21 protein-coding genes and 1 tRNA gene are annotated in these 26741 nt (G+C 31.8%); 10 read left to right on the forward strand and 12 right to left on the reverse strand.

The window, feature by feature from the left end; all coding sequences use genetic code 11:
• The first annotated feature begins 56 nt into the window (after nucleotides 1-56).
• The 4 genes from WHD54_RS04715 to WHD54_RS04730 all read left to right on the forward strand — a co-directional run bounded on the left by WHD54_RS04715 (nucleotide 57) and on the right by WHD54_RS04730 (nucleotide 7211).
• Complete coding sequence (locus WHD54_RS04715; RefSeq protein ID WP_088324129.1) at nucleotides 57-1457, forward strand: glycogen synthase; 1401 nt, start codon at nucleotides 57-59, stop codon at nucleotides 1455-1457.
• A gap of 2 nt (nucleotides 1458-1459) precedes the next feature.
• Complete coding sequence (locus WHD54_RS04720) at nucleotides 1460-2722, forward strand: glucose-1-phosphate adenylyltransferase (RefSeq protein WP_088324128.1); 1263 nt, start codon at nucleotides 1460-1462, stop codon at nucleotides 2720-2722.
• Nucleotides 2723-2749: 27 nt separating this feature from the next.
• Nucleotides 2750-4660: a 1,4-alpha-glucan branching protein GlgB gene (gene glgB / locus WHD54_RS04725; RefSeq protein WP_088324127.1), complete on the forward strand. Its 1911-nt coding sequence runs from the start codon at nucleotides 2750-2752 to the stop codon at nucleotides 4658-4660.
• Nucleotides 4661-4808: 148 nt separating this feature from the next.
• Nucleotides 4809-7211 carry a glycoside hydrolase family 31 protein gene (locus tag WHD54_RS04730; protein ID WP_088324126.1) on the forward strand — a complete coding sequence of 801 codons (2403 nt, stop codon included), beginning with the start codon at nucleotides 4809-4811 and terminating at the stop codon, nucleotides 7209-7211.
• 67 nt (nucleotides 7212-7278) lie between these two features.
• On the opposite strand, the gene prfA is transcribed toward WHD54_RS04730, so the two are convergent.
• Nucleotides 7279-8355, reverse strand: coding sequence for a peptide chain release factor 1 (gene prfA, locus WHD54_RS04735; RefSeq protein WP_088324125.1), 1077 nt, complete (start codon nucleotides 8353-8355; stop codon nucleotides 7279-7281).
• A gap of 139 nt (nucleotides 8356-8494) precedes the next feature.
• Nucleotides 8495-9673, reverse strand: coding sequence for an AIR synthase related protein (locus WHD54_RS04740; RefSeq protein ID WP_088324124.1), 1179 nt, complete (start codon nucleotides 9671-9673; stop codon nucleotides 8495-8497).
• Nucleotides 9674-9815: 142 nt separating this feature from the next.
• Here WHD54_RS04740 and WHD54_RS04745 point away from each other — a divergent pair, with 142 nt between their 5' ends.
• The gene (locus WHD54_RS04745) at nucleotides 9816-10586 is read left to right on the forward strand and encodes a hypothetical protein (RefSeq protein WP_088324123.1); all 771 of its coding nucleotides are present in this window, start codon (nucleotides 9816-9818) and stop codon (nucleotides 10584-10586) included.
• Nucleotides 10587-10631: 45 nt separating this feature from the next.
• On the opposite strand, the gene WHD54_RS04750 is transcribed toward WHD54_RS04745, so the two are convergent.
• Nucleotides 10632-12815, reverse strand: coding sequence for a glutamine synthetase III (locus WHD54_RS04750; RefSeq protein WP_088324122.1), 2184 nt, complete (start codon nucleotides 12813-12815; stop codon nucleotides 10632-10634).
• 168 nt (nucleotides 12816-12983) lie between these two features.
• On the opposite strand from WHD54_RS04750, the gene WHD54_RS04755 reads away from it, so the two are divergent.
• Nucleotides 12984-14009 carry a glutamine synthetase beta-grasp domain-containing protein gene (locus WHD54_RS04755; RefSeq protein WP_088324121.1) on the forward strand — a complete coding sequence of 342 codons (1026 nt, stop codon included), beginning with the start codon at nucleotides 12984-12986 and terminating at the stop codon, nucleotides 14007-14009.
• A gap of 70 nt (nucleotides 14010-14079) precedes the next feature.
• On the opposite strand, the gene WHD54_RS04760 is transcribed toward WHD54_RS04755, so the two are convergent.
• Complete coding sequence (locus WHD54_RS04760) at nucleotides 14080-15012, reverse strand: calcium/sodium antiporter (protein WP_088324120.1); 933 nt, start codon at nucleotides 15010-15012, stop codon at nucleotides 14080-14082.
• Between the two features lie 138 nt (nucleotides 15013-15150).
• Between WHD54_RS04760 and WHD54_RS04765 the strand changes: the two genes are divergently transcribed.
• The 3 genes from WHD54_RS04765 (at nucleotide 15151) to WHD54_RS04775 (ending at nucleotide 15671) form a co-directional block, all read left to right on the forward strand.
• Entirely contained in the window at nucleotides 15151-15303 is a 153-nt protein-coding gene (locus WHD54_RS04765; RefSeq protein WP_088324119.1) for an SsrA-binding protein, read from the forward strand.
• Between the two features lie 5 nt (nucleotides 15304-15308).
• Nucleotides 15309-15539, forward strand: a complete 231-nt coding sequence (locus tag WHD54_RS04770) for a putative signal transducing protein (RefSeq protein ID WP_088324118.1) — start codon at nucleotides 15309-15311, stop codon at nucleotides 15537-15539.
• Between the two features lie 58 nt (nucleotides 15540-15597).
• Nucleotides 15598-15671: transfer RNA gene (locus WHD54_RS04775), tRNA-Arg, on the forward strand.
• Between the two features lie 463 nt (nucleotides 15672-16134).
• Here WHD54_RS04775 and gldC read toward each other — a convergent pair.
• Complete coding sequence (gene gldC, locus WHD54_RS04780; protein ID WP_088324117.1) at nucleotides 16135-16470, reverse strand: gliding motility protein GldC; 336 nt, start codon at nucleotides 16468-16470, stop codon at nucleotides 16135-16137.
• The gene (gene gldB / locus WHD54_RS04785; RefSeq protein WP_088324116.1) at nucleotides 16470-17429 is read right to left on the reverse strand and encodes a gliding motility lipoprotein GldB; all 960 of its coding nucleotides are present in this window, start codon (nucleotides 17427-17429) and stop codon (nucleotides 16470-16472) included. The genes gldC and gldB overlap by 1 nt, the downstream gene beginning before the upstream one ends.
• A gap of 60 nt (nucleotides 17430-17489) precedes the next feature.
• Between gldB and nadE the strand changes: the two genes are divergently transcribed.
• Nucleotides 17490-18278, forward strand: coding sequence for an NAD(+) synthase (gene nadE, locus WHD54_RS04790; protein ID WP_088324144.1), 789 nt, complete (start codon nucleotides 17490-17492; stop codon nucleotides 18276-18278).
• 294 nt (nucleotides 18279-18572) lie between these two features.
• Here the strand turns inward: nadE and dnaG are convergent, their stop codons facing one another.
• The 6 genes from dnaG to WHD54_RS04820 all read right to left on the reverse strand — a co-directional run bounded on the left by dnaG (nucleotide 18573) and on the right by WHD54_RS04820 (nucleotide 26692).
• Nucleotides 18573-20576, reverse strand: coding sequence for a DNA primase (gene dnaG / locus WHD54_RS04795; protein ID WP_088324115.1), 2004 nt, complete (start codon nucleotides 20574-20576; stop codon nucleotides 18573-18575).
• 125 nt (nucleotides 20577-20701) lie between these two features.
• Nucleotides 20702-21940 carry an ATP-dependent Clp protease ATP-binding subunit ClpX gene (clpX, locus tag WHD54_RS04800; protein WP_088324114.1) on the reverse strand — a complete coding sequence of 413 codons (1239 nt, stop codon included), beginning with the start codon at nucleotides 21938-21940 and terminating at the stop codon, nucleotides 20702-20704.
• A 78-nt stretch (nucleotides 21941-22018) separates the two neighbouring features.
• A complete protein-coding gene (clpP, locus tag WHD54_RS04805; protein ID WP_088324113.1) occupies nucleotides 22019-22681 on the reverse strand; it encodes an ATP-dependent Clp endopeptidase proteolytic subunit ClpP in 663 nt (220 codons plus the stop codon).
• Nucleotides 22682-22850: 169 nt separating this feature from the next.
• A complete protein-coding gene (gene tig / locus WHD54_RS04810) occupies nucleotides 22851-24173 on the reverse strand; it encodes a trigger factor (protein WP_088324112.1) in 1323 nt (440 codons plus the stop codon).
• 232 nt (nucleotides 24174-24405) lie between these two features.
• Nucleotides 24406-24762 carry a phage holin family protein gene (locus tag WHD54_RS04815; RefSeq protein ID WP_088324111.1) on the reverse strand — a complete coding sequence of 119 codons (357 nt, stop codon included), beginning with the start codon at nucleotides 24760-24762 and terminating at the stop codon, nucleotides 24406-24408.
• A 127-nt stretch (nucleotides 24763-24889) separates the two neighbouring features.
• Nucleotides 24890-26692 (reverse strand): GNAT family N-acyltransferase, encoded by a 1803-nt coding sequence (locus tag WHD54_RS04820; protein ID WP_088324110.1) that lies wholly within the window; start codon nucleotides 26690-26692, stop codon nucleotides 24890-24892.
• Between the last annotated feature and the right edge of the window lie 49 nt (nucleotides 26693-26741).

Raw genomic sequence — 26741 nt, forward strand, 5'->3', positions numbered from 1 at the left:
GTGTAACTAAGAATAAATTTTGTAAATTTAGAAACTAATCTTCTAATTTTAAACTTTTGAAAATAGTTCATATAAGTGCAGAATGTTTTCCGATTGCAAAAATAGGTGGTTTGGCGGATGTTGTAGGATCGCTGCCAAAGTATCAAAATGAATTAGGTGCTAATAGCGCTGTTATCATGCCCTTTTACAAAGTTCCATTTTCAGATAATCAAGAATTTGATGTTATTTTAAAAGACACCCTTGCACTTGGTCACAACTACCATCAATTTAGAATTTTAAAATTAAAAAACAGCACATTAGGTTTCGAGTTATTTTGTGTAGACATACCAGGTTTATTAGACAAAGAATATGTTTACTCAGAAAATGATACCGAAAGATTTTTAGCATTTCAAATAGCTACTCTAGACTGGATAATAACATTAAAAGAAAAGCCTACTATTATTCATATACACGATCATCATACAGGACTTACTCCTTTTATGATTACACAGAGTTTTAAGTATAGTAAACTTAAAAACATACCCACTATTTTAACCATTCATAATGCTCAATATCAAGGATGGTTTTCTCATGAAAAATCACATTTAATACCACCTTTCAATTATGATAATGTTGGTCTTTTAGATTGGGATGGATCTATAAACCCGCTTGCTACAGCTATAAAATGTGCTTGGAAAGTTACTACAGTATCACCTTCATATATGAACGAGTTGAAAAAAAATGCAAACGGATTAGAACAATTACTTAGCAGTGAAAGCAAAAAATGTGTTGGCATACTTAATGGAATAGATTGGAGTGTTTGGAACACAGAAACCGACATAAAACTTGAAAAGAATTATACTAAGAACACCGTAATCTCAGGTAAAAAAGTACATAAAAAAATACTTTGCAATCAGTTTAAACTGAATACAAAAAAGCCACTATTTGTATTTATTGGAAGACTAGTAGGTGAAAAAGGAGCAGATTTATTTCCTGAAATATTTACAAAAGCCCTTGAAGAAAATGATATTTCAATACTTTTATTAGGTTCTGGACATAAAGAAATTGAAATTGCATTATCAAAAATTACAAATAATAACTACAATAATTACATTGGCTACAGTGAGAACCTAGCGCACACAATGTATGCTGGAGCCGATTTTATTTTAATGCCCTCTAGAGTTGAACCTTGTGGTCTCAATCAAATGTATGCTTTACGATATGGAACTGTTCCAATAGTTAACGAAATTGGCGGATTAAAAGATACTGTTACTGATATTGATAAAAATAATGGTTTTGGCATTACACATAAAGGAGTTACTATTCATAAAGTTGTTGATGCCATAAAAAGAGCCTCAATCTTTTATAAGGATACAGATAAGTTTAGAAAAAACCAAAAGCAAATAATGACAATAAATAACTCATGGACAAATTCTGCAAAAGAATACTTGAGTTTATATAAATCTCTAATTAACTAAACATGATAAACGACAAAGTACTCGGTATTATTTTAGGTGGTGGACAAGGCTCTAGGCTTTATCCATTAACAAAAGACAGGTCTAAACCAGCAGTACCAATTGCAGGAAAATACAGATTGGTAGATATTCCTATCTCAAACTGTATCAATTCTAACATAAAAAGAATGTATGTATTAACGCAGTTTAATTCTGCCTCTTTAAATGCTCACATAAAAAATACTTATCATTTTAGTTTTTTTAGTGATGCCTTTGTAGATGTATTAGCAGCTGAGCAAACTATTAATAGCGATAAATGGTTTCAAGGAACTGCAGATGCAGTAAGACAAAGTATGCATCATTTTTTACAAAATGACTTTGAATACGCATTGATACTTTCTGGAGACCAACTCTATAACATGGATTTTAAAGATATGATAGAGAAACACAAAGAAAGTGGTGCTAAAATTTCTATTGCAACCTACCCCGTTAATGCGAAAGATGCAACTTCTTTTGGTATTTTAAAAACAGATCATACACATAAAATAACTTCATTTATAGAAAAACCTGCAGCAGAATTGTTACCAAAATGGATTTCTGATGTAAGTGAAGAAATGAAAAAAGAAGATAGAAAATACCTTGCATCCATGGGAATCTATATTTTTAATAGAGACTTATTGGAAGAGCTAATGGCTAACCCTAATACTATTGATTTTGGAAAAGAGATAATTCCGCAAGCAATTAAAGAACACAAAACAGTTAGTTATCCTTATGAAGGATATTGGACAGATATTGGAAATATAGACTCTTTCTTTGAGGCAAACATTGGACTTACAGACGATTTACCTAAATTTAATTTATACGACGAAAACAGGGTATATACTAGGGCACGTATTTTACCCACTTCTAAGTTTTCGAACACCGTTTTAAACAAAGCCGTAATAGCAGATGGTTGTATTATTAATGCTAAAAAAATAGAAAAATCTGTTATTGGTATTCGCTCTAGAATAGGTAAAGACACTATTATTACTAATACATATATGATGGGTAGTGACTATTATGAATCTTTAGAGAAAATTAAAGCAGAAAAAATTATTAACCAAATAGGTGTGGGAGATAGGTGCATAATAAACAATTGCATTATCGATAAAAATTGTCGAATCGGAGACGACACAACAATTAATGGAGGCCTACATTTAAAAAATACAGAAACAGCTACTTATTTGGTAAAAGACGGAATTGTAGTTCTTAAAAAAGGCGCCGTTATTCCGAAAGGAACAGTTATTTAAAACAGTTTCACCACATAAAACTACTAAATGTCTAAAGTAATAGCACATAGTTTATTTTCAGATTTTGACATCAGCCTATTTAAAGCTGGTAAGCATTACAAATTGTATGAAAAAATGGGAGCTCACCTTCTTGTTAAAGATGGCATAGAAGGAACTTACTTTGCTGTTTGGGCTCCAAGCGCAAAAAAAGTTGCTGTTATAGGTGACTTTAATTATTGGAACTCAAACGAGCATCAACTTCATGTTCGTTGGGACTCTAGCGGAATTTGGGAAGGTTTTATACCATATGTACAAAAAGGAAATGTTTACAAATATCACATTCTAGGATCAGATGATATGGTTCAGGAAAAAGCAGATCCTTATGCCAAAAGATGCGAACATCCTCCAAAAACTGGTTCTATAATATGGGAAGATAACTACAATTGGAAAGATAGTAGCTGGATGAAGAATAGGAAAAAACACAATGCCCTAAATGCCCCTTTTTCAGTGTATGAAGTTCACTTGAGTTCTTGGAAACAAAAGACAGCAGAAAATCGTTTTATGAGCTACACAGAACTAGCCGATGAATTGGTTAATTATGTGGTAGATATGAACTTTACACATGTTGAATTGATGCCTATTATGGAATTCCCTTACGACCCAAGTTGGGGTTATCAAATTACGGGTTATTTTGCACCAACCTCAAGATTTGGCTACCCAGATGAATTGAAATTTTTAATAGATAAATTTCACGAAAATAATATTGGGGTTCTATTAGATTGGGTTCCATCTCATTTTCCGTCGGATGCTCATGGACTAGGAAATTTTGATGGCTCTTGTCTTTATGAACACCCAGATCCTAGAAAAGGATACCATCAAGATTGGAAAAGCCTTATTTTTAATTATGGTAGAAATGAAGTAAAATCTTTCTTGATTAGTAATGCCCTTTTTTGGCTAGACCAGTATCATGCAGACGGTTTACGTGTAGATGCTGTAGCCTCTATGCTATTTTTAGACTATTCAAGAAAAGATGGCGAATGGGAACCAAATGTATATGGCGGAAGAGAAAACCTAGAAGCTATCTCATTTTTACAAGAAATGAACATAGCTGTTTATGAAAACTTTCCTGATGTTCAAACTATTGCAGAAGAATCTACTTCTTTTCCAAAAGTTTCAAGTCCTGTTTTTGCCGGTGGCTTAGGCTTTGGAATGAAATGGATGATGGGCTGGATGCACGACAGTCTGGGATATTTTTCTAAAGAAACAATCTATAGAAAATACCATCAAAATGAAGTGACATTTAGTTTAAACTACGCATTTACAGAAAATTTTATGCTTCCTTTATCTCATGATGAAGTTGTATACGGAAAAAAATCTATAGTAGATAAAATGCCTGGAGATGAGTGGCAAAAATTTGCAAACATAAGATTACTTTACAGTTATATGTATACGCATCCTGGCGCAAAATTACTTTTTCAAGGTTGTGAATTCGGGCAAATATCTGAATGGAATTTTCAAAAAAGTTTAGACTGGTTTGTCTTAAAATATGATGTTCACAAAGGAGCAAAAAACTTTGTAAAAGATCTAAATATGTTTTACAAGACCGAAAAAGCCTTGTTTGAAAAACAGTTTTCAGAAGATGGTTTTGAGTGGATACATCATAATGACCATGAAAACTCTGTATTGTCTTATATCCGAAAAGGAAAATCTACAAAAGATAATATCATAATCATTTTAAATTTAACACAAATACCAAGAGAAAATTATAGAATTGGTATCCCAAAAAAAGGAAATCTAAAAGAAATTTTTAATAGCGACCTATCCAAATATAATGGCACAGAAAACTTTGTAAATGCTAGTATTTCTTCAGAAAATACTCCTTGGAACTCAAAAGCACAATCTGTTGTACTAAACTTACCTCCTCTGGCTATGATTGCTCTAAAGTATAAAAAAGATTAAAAATATTTAAGTAACAACTACCTAACAGAATGGCGTTATTGTTTTTTTTGTAACTATTTATACGAATTCGTTGTAGTAGAAAAGAGATTATTTAACTACTTTTTTTATATAATTTAACGATTTTTACCTCATAAATCTAACATAAATCATGATTGTAAATACAGAATTAGAACAAAAAGGAAATCTTTTTCCTGCTGAAATAACAGCCTATAAAAAAGATGTAGATACGTTATATTTTACAACAAAAAATAACGTTATTTTACAACTAACTGTAGTAAGAGACAGTGTTTTACGGTTTAGATATGCAACAAGCGGAAAGTTCGAAAAAGATTTTTCTTACGGTATTACCATGCACGCAAGCAGAGGGTATAATTTTTTAAACATATCCGAACAAGACAATTACTACATTGTAACCACTTCTAAATTAATTTGTAAAGTAAACAAAGAAAACTTACATATTTCTATTTTTGATGCAATTAGTAACAAGTTGATTAATGAAGATGAAATTGGTTTTCATTGGGAAGAAAGCTACGAATATGGTGGCGATATTGTAAAAATGAGTAAAACTTGCCAAAAAGCAGAAAGTTTTTATGGCTTGGGAGATAAACCAGTAGATGTAAATTTAAAAGGAAAACGTTTCGAAAACTGGGCTACAGACTCTTATGCCTTTGGTAAAAATACAGATCCTATTTACAAAGCTATTCCGTTTTACACTGCAATACAAGACGATATTTCTTACGGAATATTTTTTGACAATACTTTTAAAACTCATTTCGATTTCGGGCAAGAAAGACGAAATGTAACAAGTTTTTGGGCACAAGGTGGTGAAATGAATTATTACTTTATCTATGGTCCAAAAATGGAAGATGTTGTAGCAAATTACACAGATTTAACGGGTAAACCTCACGCCCTACCTCCTCTTTGGGCTTTAGGTTTTCACCAATGTAAATGGAGTTATTACCCAGAAAGTAATGTTAAAAAAATAACTAAAACATTTAGAGACCTTCAAATACCATGTGATGCTATTTACTTAGACATCGATTATATGGATGGTTTTCGATGTTTTACTTGGGATAAAAATCATTTTCCAGACCCTAAGAGAATGGTAAAAGAATTGGAAGGAGATGGTTTTAAAACCGTTGTAATTATAGATCCTGGTATTAAAATAGATTTGGATTATGAAGTTTTTAAAGAAGCATTAGACAAAGATTATTTCTGTAAACGTGCAGATGGGCCTTATATGAAAGGAAAAGTTTGGCCTGGAGAATGTTACTTTCCGGACTATACCAAACCAGAAGTAAGAGAATGGTGGTCTGGTTTATTTAAAGAATTGATTGAAGAAATTGGTGTAAAAGGTGTTTGGAATGACATGAACGAACCTGCCGTTATGGATGTACCAAATAAATCGTTTCCTGATGACGTTCGTCACGATTTTGATGGAAACCCTTGCTCTCACAGAAAAGCACATAATATTTATGGTACTCAAATGGCTAGAGCCACATATCATGGATTAAAAAAATATGCTTATCCTAAAAGACCTTTTGTAATTACAAGATCTGCCTATTCGGGAGCACAAAGATATACCTCAACTTGGATGGGAGACAATATTGCAAGTTGGGAACATTTGGCGATAGCCAACAACCAAGCACAAAGAATGGCAATGTCTGGTTTTTCTTTTGCAGGATCTGATATTGGTGGCTTTGCCGAGCAACCACAGGGAGAATTATTTGCAAGGTGGATTCAATTAGGTGTATTCCATGCTTTCTGTAGAGTACACTCTTCCGGAGATCATGGAGACCAAGAACCATGGGTGTTTGGCGATGAAATTACCGATATTGTTCGAAAGTTTGTGAATTTAAGGTACCAGTTACTGCCCTACTTATACACGGCATTCTGGAAATATTTAACAGAAGGAACTCCAATTTTAAAATCGTTAGTTCTTTTTGATCAAGAAGACCACCAAACTCATTATAGAAGTGATGAATTTGTATACGGTGAACAATTATTAATTTGTCCAATAACAGAGCCAAACGCTAGAGGAAGACGGATGTATATTCCTAGAGGGAAATGGTATAATTTCTGGACAGATGAATTATTAGAAGGTGGAAAAGAAATTTGGGTAGCTGCAGCATTAGATAGCATGCCAATATTTGTAAAAGAAGGTGCCATAATACCTAAATATCCTATTCAGCAATATGTGGGCGAAAAGGATTTTGATGAAATAACGTTGGATGTATATTTCAAAGAAGGAAAAGAAACATCTAAACTATATGACGATGCCCATGATGGGTATGACTACAAAAAAGGAAGGTTTAGCCTTAGAACTTTTAAGTTAACAGGTAAACAAAATGAACTTATAATTCAGCAACACAAAAGAGGAGATTTTAACGCACACTATAAAAATGTTACTCTTATTTTTCATAACTTACCTTTTAAGGTACACACTGTTCAGTTAGACAATGTTAACATCGATTTAGATAACTTTAACAGTAATAATAATGCTATAACTATTAATAAAGATTTTACAGAACTACACTTAATAGGAGCATAAAGAAAATTTAAAAAGCCATTAACGAAATTTCATTAATGGCTTTTATATATTAAAATGTTTGTACTATTTAAATACCGTCTCCTAAGCTTTTTAACTTTTCAGTGTTTTCTGCCAACATTAATTCATCAATAATTTTTTGAATATCACCATTCATAATATTTGGTAAGTCATACAAAGACAAGCCAATTCTGTGATCTGTAACCCTACCTTGTGCATAATTGTACGTTCTAATTTTTGCACTTCTGTCTCCAGAAGAAACCATTGAACCTCTTTTTAGCGCATCTTCTGCTTGTTTCTTTGCTAATTCCATGTCATACAAACGAGATCTTAACACTTTAAATGCTTTCTCTTTATTTTTATGCTGCGACTTTTGATCTTGACATTGAGCCACCAAACCAGTTGGAATGTGAGTTAAACGAACTGCAGAATAAGTGGTGTTTACCGATTGACCACCAGGACCCGAAGAACAGAAAAAATCTATCCTTACATCTTTCGGGTTTATTTCTACATCAAATTCTTCTGCCTCAGGAAAAACCATACATGTTGCTGCAGAAGTATGAACTCTACCTTGGGTTTCGGTTTGAGGTACTCTTTGTACTCGGTGTACGCCAGCCTCAAACTTTAATATTCCATAAACATCATCTCCGTTAACCTCAAATTGAATTTCTTTAAAACCTCCGTTGGTTCCTTCGGAATAATCTACTGTAGATACTTTCCAACCTTTACTTTCACAATATTTAGAGTACATTCTAAACAAATCTCCAGCAAAAATACTTGCCTCATCTCCACCAGCACCCGCTCGTAATTCTACTACTGCATTTTTACTATCTTCTGGATCTTTAGGAATAAGAAGAAATTTAATTTCATCTTCTAATTGTGGTATTCTGGCATTGGCTTCTTCTATTTCTAACTTTGCCATTTCAGTCATTTCTGCATCAGACCCGTCCGAAATTATTTCTTTTGCCTCTTCTATATTGCTCAATAGAGATTGGTATTCATCTCCTTTTTTTACAACACTCCCTAAATCTTTGTATTCTTTACTTAATTGTGCGTACCGTTTTTGATCCATGATAATTTCTGGCTGAATAATCAAATCAGAAACCTCATCATAACGTTGTTTTACAATTCTTAATTTATCTATCATTTGCTACGCTGTTCTTGGACTGCGAATTTACAATTTTTTATCGAAAAAAGTTTTTATTTTCGATTAACTATATTTGTAATAAACAGAGTTTTCTATGAAATTAATATGGTTTTATTTTTTGGGAACTGTAAAAAATAGGCTAGTATTCAAAAACACCAAACTCACTTTTTATAGTTAATTTTTTCTTTGATGATGCCTCTACACGACCTACAATTTGTGCATTTACGTTGTAAGATTTAGCAATAGCTATCATATCATTTGCAACTTCTGGTGAAACATATAGCTCCATTCTGTGTCCGCAATTAAAAACCTGATACATTTCTTTCCAATCTGTATTAGATTGTTCTTGAATTAGCTTAAACAAAGGCGGCACCGAAAACATATTATCTTTTACAATATGTAAATTATCTACAAAATGTAAAATTTTAGTTTGCGCGCCTCCAGAGCAATGAATCATTCCATGAATATTTTCAGCATTGTATTTGGAGAGTATTTCTTTAACAATTGGTGCATAAGTTCTGGTTGGAGAAAGTACTAATTTACCTGCATCTAAAGGAGATTCTTCTACAGTATCAGTTAGTTTTACATTGCCTGCATATACCAAATTTGAAGGCACAGATGCATCGAAACTCTCTGGATATTTTGTAGCTAAGTAATTATGAAAAACATCGTGTCGAGCAGATGTTAGCCCATTAGAACCCATACCACCGTTATACTCGGTTTCGTAGGTAGCTTGTCCGAAAGATTCTAAACCAACAATTACATCACCAGCTTTTATGTTGGCATTATCAATAACATCTTCTCGCTTTATTCTGGCTGTGACAGTAGAGTCTACAATTATAGTTCTTACCAAATCTCCAACATCAGCAGTTTCTCCACCTGTAGAATGTATTGTTACACCAAACTTTTTTAAATCTTTTATAAGTTCTTCTGTTCCGTTAATAATTGCTGATAAAACTTCGCCTGGTATTTTACTTTTATTACGACCTATTGTAGAAGACAGCATAATATTATCTGTAGCACCCACACATAATAAATCATCAATATTCATTATTAAAGCATCTTGTGCAATACCTTTCCAAACAGAAATATCTCCAGTTTCTTTCCAATACATATAGGCCAATGAAGATTTTGTACCTGCGCCATCTGCATGCATTACCAAACAATAATTGGCATCATTGGTTAGATAGTCTGGTACAATTTTACAAAACGCTTTAGGAAATAATCCTTTATCTATATTTTTAATAGCATTGTGCACATCTTCTTTAGATGCAGAAACACCTCTTTGTGCGTATCTTTTGGAAACTTCTTGACTCATTTTGGCTGTGAATGATGGTTTTTTATTGCAAGCAAAGATATTTATAATAAAAAAAATACCATTGTAATTACCAATAATTATTTTATAAATTTAAAGTTAATTCTTTATATTTGGTTTTTTTCAAACTTTTAAATCCCTAAATATGAAAAGTAACATCTCTTTTTTAACACTCTTTTTGATTTCAATTTTTAGCTTAAATGCTCAAGTAACTGCAGAAAAATTTATCGATTTTATTCCTATTCCTCCTGTTCAATTAAAGTCGGATATTGTGTCTACATCTTCCGATAATAAAATAATAAAAATATCTACTACAGAAATGTCTTTAGATAAAAAAGCGGTTATTAATTTTATGCCAAACGAATCTATGCAAACTACTATTCAGCAATTAACAGATGATGGTAATGTGGCCTATTTTTACTCTGGTCGGTCTGTAAAAAAAGGAACCTATCGACTTACAGTAGATTACAACAAATATATAATTCAAAATACAGAAAATTTCTCTGAAGAGGGATGTTTAGGATATGCTAAAATAGGTGTTGGCCTAAGAATTGTTGCCAACATAAATGCTTTAAAAAACAATATAGATATTAGCAGTCTTGTAGCAATTGGTAATGCAGCAAAGAAAGGTATTATTTCTGGGACTGTCGGCTATGAAGTTATTGGTATAGAATCTAAAGAGATAACTGCAATACTACCCATAAATTCAGAAATTACTTCATCATTAAATCAGGTTTTTTTACAAGCTATTGGCGTAGTAAAAGGTAAGATTTATGATACTAAAACAAGGTTACACCCACAAATTATTGCCATTAAACATACCGGTTGCGATGTTACAAAATTTGTAAGAGCTTTCATGAAAAAATACGCTACTGAAAGCGCTATTAACTCAACTGAATTATTTGTGAAAAACTAATAACGAAAAGCCATACATTTAAATGTATGGCTTTTTTTTTAGAACTTATCTAGTAAATAAAAGCTCTCTGTATTTGGTTAAAGGCCATAAATTATCATCTACCATAGTTTCTAATTTATCACAATGATATCTTATTTGTTTTAAGAAAGGTTTCACCTTAGAATCATAGTCAGCAGCAGATTTTTCGATAACTTTTGTGTTTGCTATTTTACGTGCTTCTGTCATTTGAGATACAAGTGCATTAATTTCTGTTATATGCTTAGAAATAGTCATAATTAACTCTATTTGTTCTTTGGCTATATTTTTATACTCTTCTCCAAAAATTTCTTTTAAATTTTTAGTATTTTCTAGAAGTGTATTTTGATAAATAATAGCTGTTGGCACTACATGATTTCTTGCAATATCGGCTAAAACCCTACTTTCAATTTGTATTTTTTTGGTATATGCCTCTAATTCAATTTCGTAGCGAGCGTTAATTTCTACCTCACTCATTACTTCCATTTCTTCAAAAAGAGAAACTACAGATTTGGCAACTTTTATCTTTAAAGCCGCTGGAGTTGTTTTATTATTTGAAAGACCGCGCTTTTTAGCCTCCTTTTCCCATGCAATTCCATACCCATCTCCTTCGAATCGAATTTTTTTTGAGGCTTTGATATATTCTCTTAAAACATTAAAAATGGCTTCATCTTTCTTAAGGTTTTTAATATCAATAAGCTTATCAACCTCAATTTTAAACTCTTTTAATTGTTTGGCAACTATAGTATTTAAAACAGTCATAGGAGTTGCACAATTAGACCAAGAACCTACGGCTCTGAACTCGAATTTATTTCCTGTAAAAGCAAAAGGAGATGTTCTATTTCTATCGGTATTATCCAATAATATTTCTGGTATTTTACCAATAATATTTAGCTTTAAATCTGTTTTTTCTTGTGGCGATAATTTCCCCTTAGTAACATTCTCTAATTCATCTAAAACTGCAGAAAGTTGGCTACCAATAAAAACAGACATAATTGCAGGCGGTGCTTCATTAGCTCCTAACCTATGATCGTTACTAGCAGAAGCTATTGCAGCTCTTAATAACTCTTCATTTTCAAATACTGCTTTAATAGTATTTACAAAAAAAGTTAAAAATTGTAAGTTCTTCATAGGGGTTTTTCCAGGACTTAATAAATTGGTGCCCGAAGCAGTTTCTAAAGACCAGTTGTTATGTTTTCCAGAACCATTAATTCCCTCAAAAGGCTTTTCATGAAAGAGTACTTTAAATTTATGCCTTTTAGATACTTTTTCCATTACATCCATTAATAAAGAGTTGTGGTCTACTGCCAAATTTGCCTCTTCAAAAATAGGTGCTAACTCAAATTGATTTGGTGCCACTTCGTTATGCCTTGTTTTTACAGGAATCCCAAGCAACATACATTCTTGCTCTAAATCTTGCATAAAACTCATAGCTCTTTTAGGTATGGTTCCAAAATAATGATCGTCTAACTGTTGTCCTTTTGCTGGAGAATGCCCAAGCAAGGTTCTACCCGTCATTAATATATCTGGTCTAGAAATTGCCAAAGCCTCATCAATCAAGAAATATTCTTGTTCCCAGCCAAGTGTTGCACTTACTTTACTGGCATTTTTATCAAAATATTTACAAACAGCCGTTGCATGCGTATCTACAGCTTGTAATGCTCTTAACAAAGGTGTTTTATTGTCTAAAGCTTCTCCTGTGTAAGACACAAAAATTGTTGGAATACAGAGTGTTGTTTCATATACAAAAGCTGGCGATGTTGGATCCCAAGCTGTATAACCTCTAGCTTCAAAAGTATTTCTAATACCTCCGTTTGGAAAACTAGAAGCATCTGGCTCTTGCTGCACAAGTTGCTCTCCGTCAAATTTTTCTACCGCAATACCACCGTTAATCGATTCAAAAAACGCATCATGCTTTTCGGCTGTAGCACCAGTTAGTGGTTGAAACCAATGCGTATAATGAGTTGCCCCCTTAGACATGGCCCAATCTTTCATACTAACCGCTACTTGATCTGCTATTTTTCTATCAATCTTTTTACCATGCAAAATGGCGTCCATTACACTTTCATATGCAGCACTTGTTAAATACTGCTGCATGGCATTTCTGTTAAATACATTTTTTCCAAATATGGTAGACCTTTTTTCTGTCTCTTTAATATTGATAGATTTTCTATGAAGCGCTTCATTTAAAGCATTAAAACGAATCTTTGACATATTACTAAATTTTAATAGATATAATTTTAATTTTACAAATATACCCTTTAAAATTTAGGGATTAAATTATTTTTATAACATTTTTAATTTTTTTACCCCTATTTTTTGGGTAGGTCATTAAAAAATTACATTTTTGCATTGTTATTATCATAAACACAATTATCTATTATGGCAAAAATTAAATTAGAATACATTTGGTTAGACGGTTACTACCCTACTCAAAACATGAGAAGTAAAACTAAAGTAGAGGAACATGAAAATTTTCAGGGTACTTTAGAAGAGATTGGCAATTGGTCTTTTGATGGTTCTTCGACTAGACAAGCATCTGGAGGAGCTTCGGATTGCTTATTAAAACCAGTAGCAATTTACCCAGATCCTGCAAGGAGAAATGGATATTTGGTAATGACGGAGGTATTAAATGCAGATGGAACACCTCATGTATCTAATGGTAGAGCTACTATAGAAGACGAAGATGATGATTTTTGGTTCGGTTTTGAGCAAGAATACTTTATTATGGACACAAAAACTCAACTTCCGCTAGGATTTCCTATTGGTGGTTATCCTGCTCCGCAAGGTATGTATTATTGTTCTGTAGGTGGTAAAAATACACACGGTAGACTTTTAGTTGAAGAACATGCAGATTTATGTATAGATGCAGGATTAAACTTTGAAGGTATTAACCAAGAAGTAGCTTCTGGTCAATGGGAGTTCCAATTGTTTGCCAAAGGTGCAAAAAAAGCTGGTGATGAAATTTGGATTGCAAGATACCTTCTAGATAGATTAACAGAAAGACATGGCTACTATATAGAGTATCACCCAAAACCATTAGGAAAAGATATGGACTGGAATGGTTCTGGTATGCATGCAAACTTTTCTAACAGTGTTTTAAGAAATTGTGGTTCTAAAGAAACCTATGAAAAAATATGTGAAGCTTTTAGACCTGTAGTTAAAGAGCATATAGAAGTTTATGGAGAATTTAATGACCAACGTTTAACTGGTGATCATGAAACTGCCTCTATTCACGATTTTTCATACGGAGTTTCAGACAGAGGTGCTTCTATTAGAATACCAATTATTACTGTAGAAAAAGGATGGAAAGGATGGCTAGAAGACAGAAGACCTGCTTCAAACGGAGATCCTTACAAAATTGCTGGTAGAATTATTAAAACTGTAAAGTCGGCTAATATCAACTAGAATTTTAATATTAATATATAATCCCGAAACAATGTTTCGGGATTTTTTTTTGCTTCAAATACAACAGAATCTATATAGTTATAAAAACAAAAGTTACGTATAAAGTTAAGAGCAAGATTCCTGATTTCCAATTCAGTCGCATTTTTTTAGGCATAAAAACCAACGGTAATAGTAAAAATGAAACTCCTAACATCCAAAAAATATCATTTGTTAGCAACTCCATATCTTTAACTGCAACAGGGGTTATTATAGAAGTTATTCCTAAAACAGCTAAAATATTAAATACATTAGAACCTATTAAATTACCAAGTGATATTGCTTTCTCTTTCTTTAAAACTGCAATTATAGAAGCAGCCAATTCAGGTATACTTGTACCAATAGATACTACAGTTACTCCAATAACACGTTCGCTTACACCAAACTCTAACGCTAAAGAAGTTGCCCCTTTTATTAACAACTCAGAACCACCCCACAAACCTAGCCCACCTAAAATAAGAAAAAGAGCTACTTTATATATTGGTAATATAGCGTCTTCTTCTGGCAACTCATCTATAACTGGTGCCTTTTGAAAACGTAAAAGGAAAATTAAAAAAACAATTAAAAAAGAAACCATTATAATGCCTTCGTATCTATTAATAACTGTATCACCTTGCATAAAAACAAATAACAATACAGACGCCAACATCATTACAGGCCAATCTATTTTATAAAAACTTTCTTGAATTTGCATTGACCCAAAAAGCAATGTAATACCCAATACCAAACCAAGGTTAGCAATATTAGAGCCAATTACATTGCCCAATGCTAAATCTGATGCGCCACTTAACGCTGCATTTATACTTACAATTAACTCAGGTGCTGAGGTTGCAAAAGACACCACAGTCATTCCAATAACTATTTTTGGAATATGCAACTTTAAAGACAACGCAACTGCCGACTTTAAAAGCCAATTACCTCCTAAAACCAATAAAGCTAACCCTCCGATTATAAATAAAAAATTCATGTATCTTATTTTTTTACGAAGATACATTTTTATAAGATTTTGCAGATATATTCCTTTATAAAAGGTCGTTTAATTTAGTAAAAACTAAAAACAACTCATCTGGTTAATTTTTAGTAAATTTGAAATAGAAACAAAAAAATGAAACAAACTTTTTTTATATTCTTAGCAAGAGTAAATAAGGTGATTTTGCCTTCTTTTACAAAAAAAGGTATAGATATTAGTAAAGCCTCTAAGTTTCAGCTTGCCATTATTGGCTGGAGAGCTTTTGTAACCCTTAACTCACTTAAATAATTTTTATGGAAAATAAACATTTTACCATTTTTTCTGGTTCATCTATCATTGTAAAAGGTTTGCAAATTCGTCTTGAAGAAAGTAACATTACTAGCATTATAAAAGACAGAGTAGAATCGGCTCGACTTGGCGGTTTTGGTGAGCACAGAACAGCTGTAGAATTATTAATTTTAGAGAGCGATCGAGAAAAAGCAGCAGCAATAACTAAAGAGTATGAAAAAGAAATTAATTCTTAAAAAGTTGATTATAGATTTCTTAGATTAAAAAAATACTTTATATTTGCACCCTCAAAATGGCCATGTGGCGCAACTGAATAGCGCACTTGATTACGGCTCAAGAGGTTCTAGGTTTGAATCCTAGCATGGTCACTACAAAAATCTTTAGTTTCTTTATTTTTTAAGAAATTGAAGATTTTTTTTTATTTACATAAAAACTTGCTTCACAAAAATGCTCTACACTATATTTAAAGTTGATAAAATACCGGAAGAAGATGAGCATCACTCTACACCTTAAACAACATCGAAATCACCTTTAATTATACCTTTGGTACTAATATCAAATTCGTTATCTCCCCAACAGATTCTAGCTGTTTCATCAAGATAAAACTGTGTAAAAAAAACTAAATTTTGTGTTTTTTAATTAATGGATGTAGACTAGAAGTAATAAATTTCTCCAAATCCATTTCTTTATATGTGTTATTACTAAAATAAATTAGTAACTGATATTTTTTAAAGCAATTTGCAGAAATTATTTTCGTAAAAAGTTAATAAAAAGCAACCAAACCGATTGTTGCTTTCATATAACAATCGGTTTGATGGTATGATTTAGGAGCTACTTTTTTAACTCTAACTTTTCAGCAAAATAGTCACAAAAATCTCTCATAGTGGCGCTCATTTTAAGATCATCGGTAGCGCGCTCGAAACTATCTGCCATAGAAACCAATGTTTGATGATAAAACTGTTTCATTTCATCAACTGGCATATCTTTAGTCCATAAATCCATTCGCAAAGTATCTTTCTTTTTATAATCCCAAACAGATAGCATTATTGCCTTGGATGCCTCATTGTCGATACCGCCATCTTGAGCAGACCAAGAAATTTCTTCAGGAACTTTATTTTCATCTAAACCAACATTAAATTCAATTTTTGAGGTATGTTTTATTGCCATTATTTTTTAGGTTTGTATTTCGATTTATTTAATAATTCGATGCTATTTATTTTTAATAACTCTTGCAAAGATACAGTATTATGACTCATATACGAACGTACAATTTGCCAACCAATCCAAACCCCAATTCTTCCAGGTGAAAGAGTATCATGCTCTAAATAGAATTTAGAAAAAGGAGCTACTTCTATAAAACGTTTGTACAATTTTGTATCTGTACTAAAAAGCAATTCTCTATCTACAAAATAACGCCAAATATCTTCTTCATTAAATTGAGCCCAAGCTAATTTTTGTTGCTCATAACCCATTTTTTCTTTGTCAGAAATAGTTGGCAAATACCTATCTAATAAATACATTTTTTTTCCTTCATAAATTATTTTACCTAGAAAGCTTCTATCGATAGAAGGCGGCATTTGCTTATCTATAATAGCGTTTGCTACTGCAACTATTAGGTGTTCTTTTGAATTATTTTCTTTTATATATTTTGGGTAATCAGCATAAAAAGGATGTTCTTTTCCTAGAAAAACATCTAATGATATTAGCAACAAACTATCGGCATAAATTACACGACTATCGTAGTCTATGTTAGTAAGTAACGTAACTACATCTGGTGAATTAAAATTACTATTATAATATTTAACGTGCTTAAAAAGCTTGGTCAACTGTTTTTTTGATTCAGAAAAATCTTTAAATACTTTTTGAGTTTCGTTAAATAATTCTTGCTCATCTTTATCATTTATTTTTAATAACGATATACTATCTGTCATTGAAACAGGAAACAAATATTGATATTTCTGCTTTAAAGCCGGAAATTTATTTTTAGATGATGTGTAAAAGTCAATATCGAATCTTTTTATATCAAAATTTACAGATACTTCAGAAACATCTACCAAATGTTTGTTTGAATTATTACATCCAAAAAAACTAAATAAAACCATTAAAATCAATAGAAAAAATCTCATAAACTTTGTATCTTGCTTGTAGAATATTTAAGCGTTAAAAATACTAAAATAGTTTGTAAAATGAATGCAGAAAAAGTAACAACTTATATAGTTAACTGGTTAAAAACATATGCAGAAAATGCAGGCGTTAAAGGTTTTGTTATTGGAATTTCTGGTGGTATTGACTCTGCTGTAACCTCTACTTTATGTGCCCAAACTGGCTTTCCTACTTTGTGTGTAGAAATGCCAATTCATCAAGCAGAAAGTCAGGTATCACGTGCAGAAGAACATATTAAACAGTTAAAAAATCGGTTTGCTAATGTTAGCGAAATTCGCACAAATCTTACTAGTACTTTTGAAAATTTTAAAACGGTAGTACCAAGTTCAGAAAATTCTGATACATTAAATTTAACGTTGGCAAATACAAGAGCCAGATTACGGATGACTACCTTGTACTATTTTGCAGGTTTGCACGGATATTTAGTTGCTGGAACAGGGAATAAAATTGAAGATTTTGGCGTTGGATTCTACACTAAATATGGAGATGGCGGTGTTGATTTGAGTCCGATTGCAGATTTATTAAAATCTGAAGTATATGAACTGGCAAGTTTTTTAAAAGTACCTATATCTATACAAAAAGCAGCACCAACAGATGGTTTATTTGGAGATAGCAGAACCGATGAAGACCAAATAGGTGCTTCATATGATGAATTAGAATGGGCCATGAAAGTTCATGATGCTGGTAAAAATGCTGATAACTTTACCGATAGAAAAAAAGAAGTATTTAAAATTTATGACCGATTACATAAAATAAATCAGCATAAAATGAACCCAATACCAGTATGTAAAATACCCGAAAACTTAAAATAATATCAACAAAAAAGCCGTAAAACTTTATGTTTTACGGCTTTTTTCTTCTTTTTCTTCTCTACTTTAAAGCAGATTTGCAGCAATCATCATTTTTTTTATTCTTAAATAAGCTCTTTTTTTAGAACCTTTAGATATTTCAAATGGGAGAAAAATAAACAATTGTACAATTTTTAGTATTTGTAACGTTCTTTTCATTTTTGTGGTATTTTCTTTTAGCACTCGCAATATACAAAAAAAGAATTTTTGGTTACTAAAATTGGTTTGGGGAAAATCCCCCCTTTTTAAATAACCTTATTATACAACTCTATTTAATTTACCAAAAAGCCTGATTCTTAAACCCGTATAGTTTTTGATAGCATCCAAATCTACTGTATTATTTTCTGCTGCTTCTGCTACTAACGCCTCTATTTTTTTTGCTATTAAAACTCTGCGTAAATTAAAAATAGCATCTGTAACTAATTTTGGCAATACCTCTAAAGAGGATTTTACTTCTATATTTTTACTCTGCCAATTGCTTAATTGATGCTTTTCTTCATCCATAATAATAGAAGTAACAGTTGCAGATATTTCTGAATTAGAATGATTAACTAAAGCGTCTACTTCTAGTTGCTCAGACTGATTTAATTGATGTATAATTTCGGTATATATTTCTTGAAAAACAGGATTTGTAAATTCAATTTCATCTTCTTGTAAATGCACATATATTTCAGCAGAAACATTGTTACTATATTTTCTTTGTGAAATAGTAATTTTACCATCTTCGTCCTCACTTTCTACCTCTTCTATAAAATCTGCATCTTCATTACCAAAAACCAATAAAATTCTTATAATTTCTTTTTCTAAAATCGATAGCTGATCTACTTTTCCTGCAGTTACACCACCTTTTACCAAGCCCATTTGTGCTTGTTCTTGCTCTAAAAAATATTCTGGTGGCGGCTCGTTTGGATCTTGTGTTCTGGCGCTTTGTTGTTTGTTTGCTTTGCTCTTTTCTTGCAAACCTTTTTTTAATAATTGTGCCAATTCACTAAACAGAACACGTTCAGATATGTCCATGATTCGAGCACATTCTTGCACGTAAATTTCTCGCTGAATGCCATCAGGAATCTTAGAAATACTACTTACAATATCTCTAATTACACCCGCCTTTTTTACAGGATCATTTTTAGATTCTTGTAATAAAAGAGAAACCTTAAAGTTGATAAAATCTTGTGCAGAATCTTCTAAATATTCTTTTAAAGCTGTTTGAGAATGAGATTTTGCAAAGCTATCCGGATCTTCCCCATCGGGAAATTGAACAACTTTAACATTCATACCTTGCTCTAAAATTAAATCGATTCCTCTGATAGAGGCTCTAATACCTGCAGCATCACCATCAAACAGAACAGTAATATTTTTAGTAAGCCTATTTACCAATCTAATTTGGTCTGAAGTAAGTGCAGTTCCAGAGGATGCAACAACATTTTCTATTCCAGATTGATGAAAAGAAATTACATCTGTATAGCCTTCTACCAAGTAGCAATTATCTTGTTTTGCTATTTCTTTTTTAGCTTGGTATAACCCGTATAATATTTTACCTTTATGGTAAATATCGCTCTCTGGCGAGTTTAAATACTTTGCCGCTTTCTTATCTGCAGTTAAAATTCTACCACCAAACCCTAAAATTCTACCCGACATAGAATGTATCGGAAACATAACACGACCTTTAAAACGATCGAACTGTCTGTTTTCTTTTACAATCGTTAAACCTGTTGCCGATAAATATTTTAAATCGTATCCTTTTTCTAGTGCTCGCTTGGTAAAAGCATCCCATTCATCTAAACAATAACCAAGTTCGAAAGTTTTTATTGTAGCTTCTGTAAAGCCTCTTTCTTTAAAATAAGAAAGTCCTATTGCTTTGCCTTTACTAGAATTAAGCATTGTGTCCTGAAAATAATCTTTTGCAAATTTAGATACCAAAAACATGCTTTCACGTTCATTCATCTGCGCTTTTTCTTCGCTAGATTGTTCGGTTTCTTCAATTTCTATATTGTACTTTTTGGCCAGCCATTTTATTGCCTCTGGATAAGAGTAATGCTCATGTTCCATTAAAAAAGAGATGGCGTTTCCTCCTTTTCCTGTAGAAAAATCTTTCCAGATTTGTTTTACTGGAGACACCATAAACGAGGGTGATTTCTCATCTACAAACGGACTTAATCCTTTAAAGTTACTACCCGCTTTTTTAAGTTGTACAAATTCGCCAATAACTTCCTCTACTCTTGCAGTTTCGAAAACTCGGTCTATAGTACTTCTAGATATCATTTTTATTCAGATTATTTTCTCAGACAAAGATAGTAATTAGAAATCTATCTCTTTTTGTTCCGAAATTAAAAAACCTTTTAAACTTAAATGTCTAAAAGGTCTTTCTAATTATAAGATTCTAAAAATTACGATGCAGCGCGTAACTTCTTTAAAGTCGAATTGGAAAGTTTTGCCTCTGCATATTCTTTAGTTACATTAAATGTTTTTTCGTCTAAACTTGGTAAATCGAACATGGCATCTGTAAAAATCGCTTCACATAAAGAACGTAATCCTCTGGCGCCAAGCTTGTATTCTACTGCCTTTTCTACAATATAGTTTAAAGCTTCTTCTTCAATAGTAAAAGCAACATCATCCATGGTAAACAATTTAGAATATTGTTTTATAATCGAGTTTTTAGGTTCAGTTAAAATTGCTCTTAATGTTTTAGCATCTAACGGATTCATGTAGCTTAAAACTGGTAAACGACCTATAATTTCTGGTATCAAACCAAAAGATTTTAAGTCTGAAGGAATAATATATTGTAATAAATTCTCTTCATCTACCTTATCTTCATCTAATGAGGCGCTGTAACCAACAGCTTGCATATTTAAACGCTTGCTTATTATTCTGTCGATACCAGAAAATGCACCACCGGCAATAAATAAAATTTCTTTGGTATCTACCTCTACAAACTTTTGTTCTGGATGTTTTCTACCTCCTTTTGGCGCAACGTTTACTACAGTTCCTTCTAATAATTTTAATAAGGCTTGTTGTACTCCTTCACCAGAAACATCTCTTGTAATAGAAGGATTATCGCCTTTTCGGGCAATTTTATCAATTTCATCAATAAAAACAATACCTCTTTGTGCTTTTTCTACATCATAATCTGCTGCTTGTAAAAGTCGGCTTAATATACTTTCTACATCTTCACCAACATAACCAGCCTGTGTTAACACAGTTGCATCTACAATAGAAAAAGGAACATTTAACATTTTTGCAATGGTTTTTGCTACCAATGTTTTTCCAGTACCTGTTTCTCCCACTAAAACAATATTAGATTTTTCAATTTCTACTTCATCATCATCATCTTTAGTTTGTAACAACCTTTTGTAGTGATTGTAAACAGCAACCGACATAGCTCTTTTGGTTTCGTACTGACCAATAATATATTGGTCTAAAAACTCTTTTATTTCTTTCGGTTTTTTTAGCGTTAAGTCTTTTGATAAACTACTCGATTTTGCCTCAGAAACTTCTTCCTCTACAATACCATGCGCTTGTTCTATACATTTATCACATATATGAGCATCCATTCCTGCAATTAACAAATCTGTTTCTGCCTTTTTACGTCCGCAAAACGAACACTCTAAGTTTTCTTCTTTTGACATTCTATATTGTTTTTGGTTTATAATTGATGCTTATTGGTAGTGTGTACAAACAAACATAAATTAGAAACTAAATACGTGTTATTTCTTTCTTGATAAAATTTCGTCAATCATACCATATTCTAAAGCTTCATTGGCTTTCATCCAATAATCTCTATCAGAATCGTTATGAACTTTTTCTATAGTTTGCCCAGAATGGTTAGCAATAATTGCATACAATTCGTCTTTTAATTTTAAAATTTCTCTTGCAGTAATTTCTATATCTGAAGCCTGACCTTGTGCACCTCCTAAAGGTTGATGAATCATGATTCTAGAGTGTGGCAATGCAGAACGTTTTCCTTTTTCTCCTGCACACATTAAAACAGCTCCCATAGAGGCTGCCATACCAGTACAAATAGTAGCAACATCTGGCTTTATAAATTGCATAGTATCGTAAATTCCCAAACCTGCATACACTCCGCCACCTGGCGAATTTATATAAATAGAAATGTCTTTATTGGCATCTACACTCTCTAAAAACAGTAATTGTGCTTGTATAATATTTGCTACTTGATCGTTAATTCCGGTTCCTAAAAAGATAATTCTATCCATCATTAAACGAGAAAAAACATCCATTTGAGTAATGTTCATTTGACGCTCTTCCATTATGTAAGGCGTTAAACTACTTGTTATTTTTGTATAATTGGTGCTACTTATTCCGTGGTGTTTTGTAGCATATTTTTCGAATTCTTTTCCGTAATCCATTGTATAAATCTTTTAATATTTGTACTGTAAAGATAAGAACTATTTCTTTATGAAATAGTTCGGTTTGTTGGCTAAAAAAACCTGAACTGTTAATTCAGGTTTTTAAAATTTATAAGATGTAAACAAGGCAACATTTAACAAATATTAAACGATTGCTTGTTACTAAATCTTATTTATATACTTCTTTTACAAAATCTTCATAAGAAACTTCTTTCGACTTAAAAGTCATATTTTCCTTATAAAAAGTCAATAATTTTTGACTAATTAATTGAGATTGTAATTTTTGTGCTTCGTCTTGATTTTGTAAAATTCTGCCAGCAATATCATCCAACTCTTTTTCTTCTGGATTCATATTACCAAATTGTGCCATTTGAGTTCTAATAAATCCTTTGGCATAATCTACCAATTCTTTATAATCTATTTTGATGTCGTTATCTTTCATAATCTTACCTTCTATAAGTTGATAACGCAATCCTTTTTCTGATCTTTCAAATTCTGCAGCTGCCTCTTCTGCTGTTAATGGTTTTTCTCCTGCTGTTTGTAACCATTTTTTTAAAAAATCTGCCGGTAAATCAAACTTTGTATTTTCTACCAAATGTTCTGTAACAGCGTTTAATAATTGCTGATCTCCTTGCTGATTAAATTGCTTTTCTGCATCTTCTTTAATCTTTTCTTTTAACTCAGAAACTGATTTTACACTTCCATCAGAAAATAATTTATCGAACAGTTCCTGGTCTAAATCTGCAGGGTCTGTTTTGGTAATTTCTTCGATTGTAAAAGTAACTTTAATGTCTAACCCTTTTACATCTTCTTCAGAAACTCCTAAAAGGTGTTGCAACTTATTTTCGTCTTCAAAAAGTTTTTTTGTTTCTAAAGTTAATACATCGCCAACTTTTGCACCTAATACTAACTTCTCGTTCTTTTTACCTTTTAAATCGCTTACTAAAAAAGTACCTTTTTTATTAATTTCTTTTTCTTCATTTACAAAAGTTCCTGTAATATTTGCCTCTCTAGTTGCTTCATCTAAACTAGACATTTTACCGTAACGCTTCTGAATATTTTTTACCTCTTCCTCGAGTAAATCGTCGGTTGCAATAATATTGTATGCTGTAACTTTTTTCTTAGACTTTAAATCTACGGTAAATTCTGGAGCAAGACCTAATTCAAATTCAAAAGAAAATTTATCGGCATCCCAGTTAAAATCGTCTTTAATTCTTGGTAACGGATTTCCTAAGATATCTAACTTTTCTTCTGTTAAAAACTTATTTAAAGATTCTTGTAAAAGCTTATTTACTTCGTCTATCATAATTGATTTTCCGTATTGCTTTTTTATCATTCCCATTGGAACATGCCCTTTTCTAAAACCAGGAATATCTGCTTTTTTATGGTAATCTGTAAGTAACTTATCTACTTTTTCTTGATAGTCTTCTGCAACAATATCAACTTTTACCACTGCGTTTAACGCATCTATGTTCTCTTTTGTAATATTCATTTCTTTGTATATTAATCTTAAAAAATCGAGTGCAAAATTAAGCTTTTTAATTGATTGCACAAATGTTTAAACAGTTCAATTTCAGTAATATCTTTAAATTTTGTAAGTCTAAAAATTGCCTGTTTTATTATATGAATTAACAAAGCGGTAGTTACACCTAATATCTAAAAGTAACTGAATATATATTTTTATTTGTAAGTATCTATATTACAATTGCTTAACTAGTAAAATGCTATTTATTTGTTTGATTCTCTTCTTTTAAGAGAGAAAACAAGGCAGATCTAAAGATAGATAGTAGAATACTAAACAATAAAGCCGCAAAAAAACCACTTACAGCAAAACCATCTACTAAATTATCTGCTAACATTATAATTATTGCATTAATTACAAAAATAAAAAGACCAAAAGTTACCAAAGTAGCAGGAAGTGTAAAAAAGATAAGTAACGGTCTTACCACCATATTTAAAAGAGCTATTACTGCTGCAACAATTATAGCAGATAAATACCCCGAAACCTCTACACCCGGTAAAATTGTAGCTAAAACAACAACAGCTAATGCTGTTAGTAATATTTTTAAAAAAGTTTTCATTGTTATTATTTTCGTTATGAAAGCACCAAAATTATACCAAAATAGATTTACTGCATATTTGTCAGTCATTATGCTTAACTATACATACTCTCACCAAGTTTGCAGCAGCGTTATGAAACAAACCACACTATTGTTTGGAGTCTAACATTTTTAATTCTAAAGCTGCCTGAAACTCTTCCATTACTGGCTTTACAGTACTTTCGGGAATATCTGAAACCTTAATATACATGAGGCCATCTACAGCATTATTAAATTTAGGATCTACATTAAAAGCCACCAAACGCGCATTTTGTTTTACATATTTTTTTAATAAAACAGGTATTCTTAAAGCTCCTGGTTCAATTTCATCTATAATTTTATCGAATTTTTGCATATCAGCTTTTGTGGCATCAAAAACAAAATCTTTATCTGCATCTTTTAGCATGACTTTATACTCTTTTTTGGGATGTATGTATTGAGCAACATACGGATCGTAATAATGTGAACGCATAAACTCAATCATTAAAGACTTCGAAAAATCGGAAAACTGATTACTAATTGAAACTCCTCCCATTAAATATTTGTAATCTGGGTAGCGCAAAGTAACATGAACAATACCTTTCCAAAGAAGAAATAAAGGCATGGGTTTTTGTTGGTAATCATCAATTATAAAAGCCCTTCCCATTTCTATGGTATTATTCATCATTTGATGCAACTCTGGTTCTATTCGAAACAATGTTTGCACGTAGAAACCATTAATACCGTATTTCTTAAATATTTCTTTACCCAATCCCATTCTGTAAGCACCTACCAAACAATTTGCATCGTTATCCCAAAGAAATAAATGATAATAATATTTATCGTAATTATCTAAATCTATAGCTTTATTGGTTCCTTCACCAACTCCTCTAAAAGTAATTTCTCGCAGTCTTCCTATTTCATGAAGTAAATTCGGAATTTCTTTGGCGTGTGCAAAAAACACCTCATAATTTTTACTTTCTAACAACTTACCCTCTTTTTCTCTTAACGCGTTTACTTCTTTTACAAATAAATCGGTATTTCTTTGAGATGTAATTTTTTTAGGTGCTTTTTTTATTTTTAAATTTTGAGCATAAATAAACTTATGGGCTTTTTCAAATGGATTGGCCAACATATATGTTTTTTTTCTGATAAAATCTGCAAAAGCTGGCATGTCTGTAAACTCATTTTGATCTGCCACAGAAATTGGTTTACCTACACGCACTCGAATTACTCTACCTCCTTGAGAGATAACTTCTGAAGGCAATTTTGCAGTTCTTAGCGTTCCAGATATTTTTGATAAAAAGTAAAATAAACGACTATTTTTTGCGTGAAAATATATGGGAATAACTGGTACATTTGCCTTTTTTATTAGACGAACTGCTCCATCTTCCCATGGTTTGTCTATTTTTAATTTTCCATCTTTATAAGTAGAAACTTCACCTGCTGGAAAAATACCCAACGGTTTCCCTTCTCGTAAATGCAATAACGCATTTTTTATACCTGCAACACTAGATTTTGCATCCTTTCTGTTTTCGAAAGGATTTACAGGCATTACATACGGTTTTAAAGGGGCAACCCTATGAAGTAAAAAATTGGCAATAATTTTATAATCAGCTCTTTTTTCTATGAGTAGTTTTAACAACAAAACACCATCTATACCTCCTAACGGATGATTTGAAACAGTAATAAAAGGGCCTTCTTTTGGAATTCTCTTTAAATCTTCATTCGGAATTTCGAACTTAATTTTACAATCTTCTAAAACACCATTTAAAAAATCTAAATCTGTTTTATTTTTATTTTTTTCATAGATTTTATTGATAGCAGAAATGCGCAATATTTTTAATAAAATCCATCCTATAAAAGTTCCTAGAAATCTAAATTTTTTTAAACCAAGTACTTCTGAAATTTCCCTAGAGGTAACTAACGACATTTAATTTAAGGTTTTGCGTAAGGGCAAAAATAGTAAAAAAGATATTTAG

Source organism: Polaribacter tangerinus (assembly GCF_038024095.1).
GTDB lineage: Bacteria > Bacteroidota > Bacteroidia > Flavobacteriales > Flavobacteriaceae > Polaribacter > Polaribacter tangerinus.